Below are 9989 nucleotides of genomic sequence, written 5' to 3'. Positions count from 1 at the left end.
TAGTTCACCCCCATCTGCGGCAGCACGATCGCCAGTGGCGCGACCAGTCCGCCGGCAAGCCCGGCGATGGCCGCGCCGAAGGTGAAGGCAATGGCGTAGGTACGCCGCGTGTTGATGCCGACGCCCTCGGCCATCTCGCGGTTCTGGATGACGGTTCGGATATCGAGGCCGAAGGGCGTCCGGCTGATCAGCAGGATGACGCCGAGCAAGGTCAGCATGGCGATGCCGATCAGGATCAGCCGGTAGGCCGGATAGACGGTGAAGACGAGATCGAGCGTGCCCTCGATCGGCGGCGTCACCGGCTTGGCGCCGAGGCCGAAGGTCAGTTCCAGCCCTTGCTGCAGGATCAGGCTGACGCCCCAGGTGGCGAGCACGGTCGAGACAGGCCTGGAATAGAGATGGCGGATGATGGCGAATTCGAGGATACAGCCGACCACCGCGCCGGCGATGGGCGCGGCGGCCAGGCCCAGCCAGAACGAGCCGCCCATGCTCTGGACGAAATAGACCGCGAAAGCACCGACGGTGACGAACTCGCCATGCGCCAAATTGGTCACGTTCATCAGCCCGAAGCTGATCGCCAGCCCGAGCCCGACCAGCATCAGGATGCTGATCAGCGTCAGCGCGTTGAGCAGCGTGGTGATGAGAAAATCCATCGCGTCAGGCCGCGCTTGCGAGACGTTGGCGCAGGCCGGCGAGCAGCCCCTCTGCGGCATCGATCGCAGCAGCCTGGTGTGGCTGCAGATCCTGCCCAGCCCACTCGTCGATATGGTCCGACAGCGGATCGACCACTTCGGTACGGTGATTGGCCAGCGTCTCGATGACGGCATGGCCGCAGAACGGCACATAACCTTCGGAGTAGCCGCCCTCATGGGTCATGATCAGACGCCCTTGCGAGGTCTCGGCGGCCAGCGCCACCATGCGCGCGGCGAGCCGCCTGAAGCATTCGCTGTTGAGCATCATGCGGCCGAGCGGATCAAAGCCTGACGCATCGAAGCCGGAAGCGACGATGACGAGGTCCGGTCTGTAGGCGCGCAGCGCAGGTGCGATGACGCGGTCGAAAGCCGCTTCATAGGCGCCGGTGCCGCTGCCCCCCGGCAGAGGTATGTTCATGTTGTAGCCTTTGCCGGCATCTTTCCCGTTGTCGGCCAGCGCACCGCGCCCGGTCGGGTAGAGATTGTCCTGATGCACGGAAATGGTCAGCACCGACGGGTCGGAATAGAACACCGTCTCGGTGCCGTTGCCGTGGTGCACATCCCAGTCGACTATCGCCGCGCGCCCGAGCAAACCTTCATGCTGCAGCCGGCGGACAGCAACGCCGATGTTGGAGAACAGGCAGTTGCCCATCGCCTGGTCGGGTTCGGCATGATGCCCCGGCGGCCGCGCCAACGCATAGGCATTGTCGACGCGGCCGGTCAGCACCGCGCGCATGGCGGCATAGGTGGTGCCGGCAGACAGCAGCGCGATGTCGAAGCTGTTGAGACCGATCGGCGCCTGTGGTCCGGCGAAACCGGAGCCACGTTCGCTCAGCATGCGGATATCGTCGACATGGCGTTGCGTGTGCACGCGCAGCAGGTCCTCGATCGAGACTGGCTCTGGGATGATCGGCACCAGATGACGCGACAGGCCACTGACCTGGATGAGGTTGTTCAGCCGGCGCTTCGAGCCGGGCGATTCCAGATGGCGGCCGGGTTCCACGAAACGGCCGGGCGGCATCATGTCGGCGCTGGGGCCGGTGTCGTGCCACATCAGCTGTTCGTGAAAAACGTAGCCTGTCGCCATCCGCAGCGTCCTCCGAAAACCAGGTGACGCTAGCAGGCTGACGATCATGTGGCCCGACCCGAAAGAGGGGTTGTGCCCGTTATTCTATACCCCTCCCTTCGGAGGGGGATGGGCGCCTGCTGACCCTTGCGCGGCGCGCACCGCCTGCACCCGGTTGGATACCGCAAGCTTGCCGAAAATGTTCTTCAGGTGCCATTTCACCGTGGTTTCGCTCACCGACAGCGCCAAGGCGATATCGCGATTGGACATGCCCTCAGTGAGATAGCGCAGCAGTTCGGCCTCGCGCTGGGTGAGCTGTTCCTTCTCAGCGGCTGGTGCGGCCAGCTTGCGAGTCGCGGCAGGCATTGTCTGCGCGGCGTCGATGATGCGCGTGGCATAGGCTGACAGTGCTGGATCGGTCTTTGCCTGGGCCGCACGCAGCCGCATCAACCCGTCGATAACAGGCCTTCCCTCGTCGACGAAGGAACGGATGAAGCCTGACGGCTGAGCAAGACGAAGTGCTTCGAGAAGATAACGGTCCGCCACGCGTTGGTCATGGGTGGCGCTGACTGCCTTGGCGCGCAGGATCAGCGCGAGGATATGGCGGCGCATGCGCCCGCTGCTTTTCGTTCGCACCAACAATTCGTCGAAAATTCGGGCGGCCGCGGCATAGGATTTCTCGGCCGTCAGCAGGCGGCCTTCGGCGAAGAACTCGAACTCGTTGGCTGTGGTGATGGCCATCGAAGCCTCGGTCCCTTCGCCGCGATGCTCGGTCAGCAGCGCGCGCGCCTCAGCATTGCGGCTCTGGTCGAGCAGCACGCGTATGCGGTCATGCACGATCATCGATGCCAGGCGGCGATACACCGTGCCGCGCACGCGTTGATAGACGCGCTCCAGCATATCCAATGCCGCTTCGGTGCGGCCCGTCAGCTGCAGCACGCGGGCATAGGTCGGCACGCTGGCCAGGGGATAGACGATGACCGCCGCGCCTTCGATCTGCGGTCCGAGATTCTCGACCAGCGTCAACGCCTCGCCCGACGCATTGGTCTCGTAGGCGAGTTCGGCAAGCAGCGTTCCGGCTAGGGCTTCGGCATAGGAGTTTGCACCGATCCGCGCCCTGGCTTCGATGATGGCGTTGCGCAGCAGCCGCTCTGCGGCGGGCAGGCGGCCCGCCGAACGCTCGATCACGGCCATGTAGCAATTGGCGATGGTGACGCCGAGCAGGCTGCCGCTTCGCTCGTGCGCCCGTCGTGCCGCGTCGATGGCGGCGCGGGCACCTTCGAGGTCGCCCAGCGCATAGAGGTTGTAGCCTATGACGTTGGCGGTCGCGCCCTCCATGAACCAGGCATCGGGCGCGATGACGCGCAGGGCCGCAAGGGCTGTGTCGCGCGCCTGATCGAACTGCTCCAGCGTGCTGTGCACGGCAGCGGCGAGGACCACGAGCTCGGCCTTTATCGTCGTGCCGGTCATGGTGCCCGGGTCACTGCCGTCGGCCGGTCCGGCCTCGACCAGCTTGCGCGCGTTGCTAAGCGTCTGCTGCGCAATCTCGGGTTGGCTGCTGTGCACCGCCAGCCACAGCACGACGAGTTGCAGCCGGATGCGCTGGTCAATCAGCGTCCTCGGCAGCAGCGCAAGCAACTGACGCACATAGAGGAGCTGGCACTGGGCGATGAGGTCGAGCGCATTGTTCTCGACGAACACCGCCGCGCGGGCCTGGTCGCCGGCGGCCAACGCGTGCCCGATCGCCTCTGTCAGCATCTTGCGCTCGCCGAACCATTCGGCGGCCGCCAGATGCAGCGGCGCGATCATCTCCGGTTCGCGCCGCTCCATTTCTCGGCTGAGGAAATCGCGGAACAGATGATGGTAGCGGAACCAGCGCCGTTCTTCGTCGAGCGGCACCAGGAACAGGTTGCGCGTCTCGATCTCGGTAATCGCCGCCTCGGCATCGGCCGCCCGCATCACCGCTCGGCAGGCCTCGGCACTGAAGCGTTCGAAGATCGAACTGTAGAGCAGGAATTTTGCGATTGCCGGCGGCAGTTCCAGGAACACTTCGCCCATCAGGAAGTCGGCGACGTTTCGGTTGGCGCCGGTGAAGTTGCCGATGACGGTTTCGGGTGCATGTGCGGCACTCAGCGACAGCGAGGCCAGTTGCAGGCCGGCGGCCCATCCTTCGGTGCGCGAGCACAGGGTTTCCACCGCACCGCTGCTGACGCTCAAGCCCAGCTTGTCGTTGAAGAAGGCTTCCGCTTCTGACGAGGCGAAGCGCAGATCGTCCGGGCCGATTTCGAAGACGTCGCCAAGCACCCGGAGCTTGCCGAGCTGCAGGTCGGGCAGGCTGCGCGAGCCGATGACGAAGGCGACGTTTGCCGGCGCCTGCCGGGTCAGACGCTCCATGAACCGCTTCACCGCCGGCGCCTCGACGGCGTGGTAATCGTCGAAGAACAGGGTGATGTCGGCCTGGCGCGCCGCCAGACCCGCCACAAGTGCCGAGAGCACGACATCGAGCTGGGGGATCGGGCTCGACTGGAAGGCAAGATCGAGTTCCGCCGGACTCTGGACCAGTTGGCGCAGCGCGCCCACCAGATGCGACAGGAAGGCGCCCTCGTCATTGTCCGTCGCTTCGCAAGACAGCCAAGCGGTCAGCCGACCGTGGCGCGCGACTTCCGCGGCCCATTGCGCCATCGTCGTCGATTTACCAAAGCCGGCGGGCGCGGCGAACAGCACGATGCGCGTGTCGATATGGCGCTCCAGCGTCGACAGGATGGTCTCGCGGCGAACCCATCGGCGATGGTGCGGCGACGCTTGGCTGACGGATTGCGGGGCTGTTCTCATCTAGGTCCGCGCAACTTGTCGCTTTTCCGGGGAAAGCGCGGCTCCCTTGCCATTGCTCCACTCCGTTTCGATCAGCGGAATCTGCGGTGCGGCATCGCGCGGCAAGGTTCCCTTGATCCGGGGATCGTCGACGATCTCAAATCCGGTCGCGAAGGGCACGAACCCGCAGGCACTGTAGAACCCGATGACACTGTGATGATCGAAGCTGCTTGTATGCAGCCAGATGCGGCTCGGGTTGAGACACCATGCGAGGTCCAGTGCCCCGGCCATCAGCCGTTTGCCGAAACCCCTGCCGGTCAGGGACGGGAACAGGCCAAAATAGATGATCTCGATCTCGCTGCTGTCGGCGACGAAGAATTCGACCATACCGAGATGGGCGCCGGTCTCGTCATGGCCGTAGTAGAGATGCTGGCGCGGGTCGGCGAAATGCGAGGTGATTTCGGCATCGGACATTTCGGAAACACGGTCCCAAAGCCAGGGCGCGCCGATCTCGAGGAAGATCGCCCGATAGGAAGCGCAGTCGGGCGTCGTGATCCGTGTCATGGCCAAGGGGTGCGCGAGATCGGGCTGCGGAGAGCGCGCCTCCATCCACGTCACCGCATTGGCAAGCTTGCCCGCCGGCAGGCGATGGTAGCCGATGGCGAGATCGGTGATTTCGGCCTGCATCGTGTCTTCGGTGATCAACGCATTCCCCGTCATGTCTTCCAGAGATAGCAGTATCGGCTTGCTGCATCCGATGCCAACTCCCCAAGACCATGGCAGCATCGAACGGCAAACCCTGGACTGAAAGTTTGGCGCGTATGCCTCTTGCATTTCACAGGAATGGCATATGAGATATGATACACCATTCAGAAGAAAGTGAAATATGATGCCTGAGCGGATTGCGGACGAGGCCATTCTGAGCGCGGTCGATGACGGCTTCGCGCGGCAGGTAGCGTTTCTGCAAGACCTCGTGCGTTTTCCTTCGCAGCGTGGCGAGGAACATGCCGCACAATCGTTCATGGCGGCTGCCTTTGAGGCTGACGGCTATGCCGTCGACATGTGGCGCGTCGATGTCGATGCGATTCGCGACCTGCCGGGTTTTTCACCCGTGGCAGTTTCTTATGACGACGCCTTCAATGTCGTTGCCACGCATACGCCGCGAAACGCGACCGGCCGCTCGCTGATCCTCAACGGCCATATCGATGTCGTTCCGACCGGACCGCTCGACCGCTGGGTGCGCGATCCCTACGACCCGGTGATCGAGGACGGCTGGATGCATGGCCGCGGCGCCGGCGACATGAAAGCCGGCCTGTCCGCCTGTCTCTATGCGCTGACCGCCTTGCGCAGCCTTGGCTATCAGCCGGCCGCGAACGTTTACCTGCAGTCGGTGGTCGAGGAAGAATGCACCGGCAATGGCGCGCTTGCCTGCGTGCAGCGCGGCTACCGCGCCGACGCCGCCTTCATTCCCGAACCGCTGGAGCCGAGGCTGATGCGGGCGCAGGTCGGGCCGATCTGGTTCCGGGTCGAGGTCGACGGCGACCCGCAGCATGCGTCGGGTGCATTTTCGGCCGGGGCCAATGCCATCGAAAAGGCATTTGTCATCATCCAGGCGCTGAAGCAACTCGAAATCGTCTGGAATGCGCGCAAGGTCGACGACAAGCATTTCCGTGATCACCCGCACCCGATCCGCTTCAATCTCGGCAAGATCGAAGGGGGCGAATGGACATCGAGCGTTCCGGCGCGATGTGTCTTCGAGATGCGCGTCGCCACCTATCCCGGCCAGAGGCTCGAAGACGCGAGAGCCGAGCTCGAGGCCTGTATCGCCGAAGCGGCGCGTGCCGATCCGTTCCTGGCCAATCGTCCGCCGAGCCTCACCTACAACGGCTTCATGGCCGAAGGCTATGTGCTGGAGGGTGCCGACGAGATGGAATCCGTGCTGCGCCGCAGCCATACCGCCGTCTGGGGCGAGCCGCTGACGGAACACGTCACCTCGGCGACGACGGATGCACGCTTCTTCGGCCTCTATGCCGACACGCCGGCGATCGTCTATGGCCCGATCTGCCGCATGCCGCATGGCTATGACGAGGCCGTCGATCTCGACTCGGTGCGCAAGGTCACCCAGACCATCGCGCTGTTCATCGCCGACTGGTGCGGGCTCGAACCTATCGAGGCTAAGCCATGAATTCGGCTGTCCCCGATGCATTCGGCGAAACACTCGCCGAGGACGCGCCTGATGTTTCGGCGGCCGAAGCGCTCGCCATCCTGCGCCGGTACTATGGGCTGACCGGCACCGCGCGTCCGCTGCCTGGCGAACGCGACCACAATTTCCACATCCAGGCCGACGGCGAGCGTGAGTTCGTTCTAAAGATCTCCCATCCGGCGGAAGAGGCCGGCTTCACCGATTTCCAGAACAAGGCGCTCGACCACATCCTTGCAGTCGACCCCATCTTGCCGGTTCCCTCGGTGCGCAAAAGCCTTGAAGGCGAGCCGCAATTTGCGGCCAGTGTTGGTGGATCGGCGCCGCGCATCATCCGGCTGGTGACTTATCTGCCCGGTCAGCTGCTGTCGCGCTCGCCGACTTCCGATGCGCAGGATCGCAATCTCGGCGTCTTCCTCGCCCGCCTTGGCCGGGCGCTGCGCGGTTTCTTCCACCCGGCCGCCGGCAGCGACCTGCTCTGGGATATCCGTAAGGTCGCCAAGACGCGGCCGATGATGGCGCATATCAGTGACGTTGGCCGGCGGGCGATGGTCGAGCGCGCGATCGACTCCTTCGAGCAGCATGCGGCGCCGGTCATCCCGACCCTGCGCGCGCAGATCGTCCACAACGACATGAACTCCTACAATGTGGTGATGGACGCGTCGCGGCCGGAGGTCGTCAGCGGCATCCTCGATTTCGGCGACATGATCCATTCGCCGCTGATCTGCGACCTCGCCATCGGCGCCGTCTATCGCTGGCCGGCGCAAGGCCATCCGCTGGCGCCGGCCGCGCGCTTCGTCGCCGGCTATCAGTCCGTGCAGCCGCTCGAGGAGGAAGAGATCAGCATTCTCTTCAATCTGATCCGTGCCCGCCTTGCGCTCATCGTCAACATCGCCAGTTGGCAGGCCGAGCGCTTCCCGGCCAAGCGCGACTATGTGCTGCGCCTCGCCACCGAGGTCTGGGCCTCGCTTGAAAAGCTGGATGGTCTGTCATCCACCGATGCCCGCCGCTATTTTCTCGACAATTCCAATCCGGAGTAAATGCTCGTGTCCCAGTCCTCGCCATATCCTTCAAATGCCGACGCGGCTGCATCGGAGCGCGCGCTGCTCGAGCGCCGCGCCAGGCTGCTCGGGCCGACTTACCGCGCCTTCTACCGCAACCCGATCCATCTGGTGCGTGGCAGCGGTGTGTGGCTCTACGATGCCCAGGGTCGCAGATTCCTCGACGCCTATAACAACGTCGCCTCGGTCGGACACTGCCATCCGCGTGTCGTCGAGGCGCTGTCGGCGCAGGCCGCCACGCTCAACACCCACACACGCTATCTCAGCGAGATCATCCTCGACTACGCGGAGAAACTTCTCGGCACCGTGCCGGCCCACCTCGGTCATGCCATGTTCACCTGCACCGGCAGCGAGGCCAACGACCTCGCCATCCGCATCGCCCAGCATTCCAGCGGCGGCACCGGGGTGATCATCACCGACTTTGCCTATCACGGCGCCACCATCGCGACGGCGCAGCTGTCGCCGGCGGCGGTCGGGGCAAAGGGCGTGCCCGCGCAGCACCGCACCGTGACAGCGCCGGACACGTTCCGCGACCATGGCCGGGCCGCGCATGATTTCGCCAGAAATGTCGCGGCCGCCATCGAAGATATGCGCGCAAAGAATATCCGGCCGGCAGCGCTGCTTCTCGACTCGGCCTTTTCCAGCGACGGTATTTTCTTTCCGGATGCGGCGGTGATGCGCGAAGCGGCGGATCACATCAAAAAGGCCGGCGGCATCATCATCGCCGATGAAGTCCAGTCCGGCTTCGGCCGGCTTGGCCAGGGAATGTGGGGTTTCGCCAATTATGGAATCGAGCCCGACATCATCACGATGGGCAAGCCGATCGGCGATGGGCACCCGATGGGTGCCGTGCTGGTGCGGCCGCAACTTGTCGCCTCCTTCGGCTCGAACACCGGTTACTTCAACACTTTTGGCGGCAATCCGGTCGCTGCCGCCGTCGGCCTCGCCGTTCTGGAGGTGATCGAAGGTGAAGGACTGATCGAGAATGCGCGCAATGTCGGCGCCTATACGGCTGAGCTGCTGCGCGCCCTGCAGAGCCGGCGTGGCGCGGTCGCCGATATCAGGCACAACGGCCTTTATTTCGGTGTCGAGCTGACGGCGGACGGTGACGAGGCGCTGGCCGCCACCAAGACATCGGCGGTCGTCGAAGCCATGCGCGAGGACGGCGTGCTGATCTCGTCCTGCGGTCCGCGCGGCAATGTGCTGAAGATCAGGCCGCCACTGCCGTTTGCCAGGGACAATGCCGAGCAACTGGCCGAGACGCTCGATCGCGCGCTGTCGAACTGGTGATCGGGCCGATCGCATGCTGAAGCTCGAACATCAAACCCTGAATGACCGCGCTTATGGCGCGCTCAAGCAGGAGTTGATTTCAGGCGGCTTCAGCCCGGGGCAGACGCTGGTTATACGCAAGCTCGCCGAGACGTTCGGCATCTCGACCACGCCAATCCGCGAGGCGCTGCAGCGGCTTGTCGCCGAGCGACTGCTCGAGATGCAGAACAACCGCTCGGTCATCGTGCCGTTGCTGTCCGCGCCTGCCTTCGAGGAACTGACGCGCATCCGTATCGCCGTCGAGGGACTGGCGGGCGAGATGGCGGCGACCAGGATGAGCGAAAGCGGACTGGCTGACATACAGGCGACGCTCGCCGGCATGCAGCGTGCCATCGAGGCCAGCGACGCCAGGGCCTATCTCTCGTTGAACGAGGCGTTCCACTTCGCCATCTACCAGCATGCCGGCGCGCCGATCCTTTTGAACATGATCCGCGACCTCTGGGGGCGGGTTGGGCCTTATCTCAAGCTGCTGATGCAGGCCGATCGCTACATCCCGCACTCCAACGACGCGCATCGCAAGATCGTCGCCGCACTGGAGCAGCGCAGCGGCCCCACTGTGCGGGTCTTCATAGAAGAGGACATCGCGATGGCGGCCGCCGTGCTGTCGGCAAACCTTGACGCTGCCAGGTAGCCGTCGGCCTAGCTCGTCCCGTCCAGCCGGTCGCGCAGCATGCTCCAGCCGAGCAGCATGTTGGGCGCGTGCCGCAGCAAGGCATGGAACGGGATTGGCGCCGGCGACGCAAAGGGCAGCGGCAGGTCGCGGGCCTCGGTTCCAGAGGCCCAGTCCGCCAGCACCTTGCCCATCGCCGCGGCATCGCGATGACCACGGC

General features: G+C 64.5%; 8 protein-coding genes and 1 pseudogene. 4 read left to right on the top strand and 5 right to left on the bottom strand.

Annotated features, from left to right (window positions below; all coding sequences use genetic code 11):
- From EN939_RS09705 to EN939_RS09690, 4 genes are all read right to left on the bottom strand, one after another.
- Window positions 1-653: branched-chain amino acid ABC transporter permease (locus EN939_RS09705; RefSeq protein ID WP_127267845.1), on the bottom strand; the 653-nt coding region annotated here is incomplete at its 3' end.
- A gap of 4 nt (window positions 654-657) precedes the next feature.
- Window positions 658-1779 (bottom strand): class II histone deacetylase, encoded by a 1122-nt coding sequence (locus EN939_RS09700; protein WP_127267844.1) that lies wholly within the window; start codon window positions 1777-1779, stop codon window positions 658-660.
- 84 nt (window positions 1780-1863) lie between these two features.
- On the bottom strand, window positions 1864-4590 hold the full coding sequence (locus tag EN939_RS09695; RefSeq protein WP_127267843.1) for a LuxR C-terminal-related transcriptional regulator: 2727 nt from the start codon (window positions 4588-4590) through the stop codon (window positions 1864-1866).
- Window positions 4591-5289, bottom strand: coding sequence for a GNAT family N-acetyltransferase (locus EN939_RS09690; RefSeq protein ID WP_127267842.1), 699 nt, complete (start codon window positions 5287-5289; stop codon window positions 4591-4593).
- 169 nt (window positions 5290-5458) lie between these two features.
- Here EN939_RS09690 and EN939_RS09685 point away from each other — a divergent pair, with 169 nt between their 5' ends.
- From EN939_RS09685 to EN939_RS09670, 4 genes are read left to right on the top strand one after another with little or no spacing between them, the layout of a single operon-like run.
- Complete coding sequence (locus EN939_RS09685) at window positions 5459-6754, top strand: ArgE/DapE family deacylase (RefSeq protein ID WP_164748646.1); 1296 nt, start codon at window positions 5459-5461, stop codon at window positions 6752-6754.
- Window positions 6751-7809 (top strand): phosphotransferase, encoded by a 1059-nt coding sequence (locus tag EN939_RS09680; RefSeq protein ID WP_127267840.1) that lies wholly within the window; start codon window positions 6751-6753, stop codon window positions 7807-7809. Before EN939_RS09685 ends, EN939_RS09680 begins: the two co-directional genes overlap by 4 nt.
- Window positions 7810-9120 carry an aspartate aminotransferase family protein gene (locus EN939_RS09675; RefSeq protein ID WP_164748645.1) on the top strand — a complete coding sequence of 437 codons (1311 nt, stop codon included), beginning with the start codon at window positions 7810-7812 and terminating at the stop codon, window positions 9118-9120. It begins immediately after the preceding gene.
- Between the two features lie 13 nt (window positions 9121-9133).
- Window positions 9134-9790 carry a GntR family transcriptional regulator gene (locus EN939_RS09670; RefSeq protein WP_127267839.1) on the top strand — a complete coding sequence of 219 codons (657 nt, stop codon included), beginning with the start codon at window positions 9134-9136 and terminating at the stop codon, window positions 9788-9790.
- A gap of 8 nt (window positions 9791-9798) precedes the next feature.
- On the opposite strand, the pseudogene EN939_RS09665 reads toward EN939_RS09670, so the two are convergent.
- Window positions 9799-9989 (bottom strand): annotated as a pseudogene (locus EN939_RS09665) (NAD(P)/FAD-dependent oxidoreductase); the annotation flags it as partial.

This window comes from Mesorhizobium sp. M7A.F.Ca.CA.002.05.1.1 (genome assembly GCF_003998335.1).
Taxonomy (GTDB): domain Bacteria; phylum Pseudomonadota; class Alphaproteobacteria; order Rhizobiales; family Rhizobiaceae; genus Mesorhizobium.
Note: the sequence above shows the minus strand (reverse complement) of the source record. Positions and strands in the feature narration are given on the sequence as shown.

Bases quoted from the DNA above. Each gene is read 5' to 3' on its own strand.
- EN939_RS09700 (WP_127267844.1), bottom strand. From the start codon at position 1,779: ATGGCGACAGGCTACGTTTTTCACGAACAGCTGATGTGGCACGACACC.
- EN939_RS09695 (WP_127267843.1), bottom strand. From the start codon at position 4,590: ATGAGAACAGCCCCGCAATCCGTCAGCCAAGCGTCGCCGCACCATCGC.
- EN939_RS09690 (WP_127267842.1), bottom strand. From the start codon at position 5,289: ATGACGGGGAATGCGTTGATCACCGAAGACACGATGCAGGCCGAAATC.
- EN939_RS09685 (WP_164748646.1), top strand. From the start codon at position 5,459: ATGCCTGAGCGGATTGCGGACGAGGCCATTCTGAGCGCGGTCGATGAC.
- EN939_RS09680 (WP_127267840.1), top strand. From the start codon at position 6,751: ATGAATTCGGCTGTCCCCGATGCATTCGGCGAAACACTCGCCGAGGAC.
- EN939_RS09675 (WP_164748645.1), top strand. From the start codon at position 7,810: ATGCTCGTGTCCCAGTCCTCGCCATATCCTTCAAATGCCGACGCGGCT.
- EN939_RS09670 (WP_127267839.1), top strand. From the start codon at position 9,134: ATGCTGAAGCTCGAACATCAAACCCTGAATGACCGCGCTTATGGCGCG.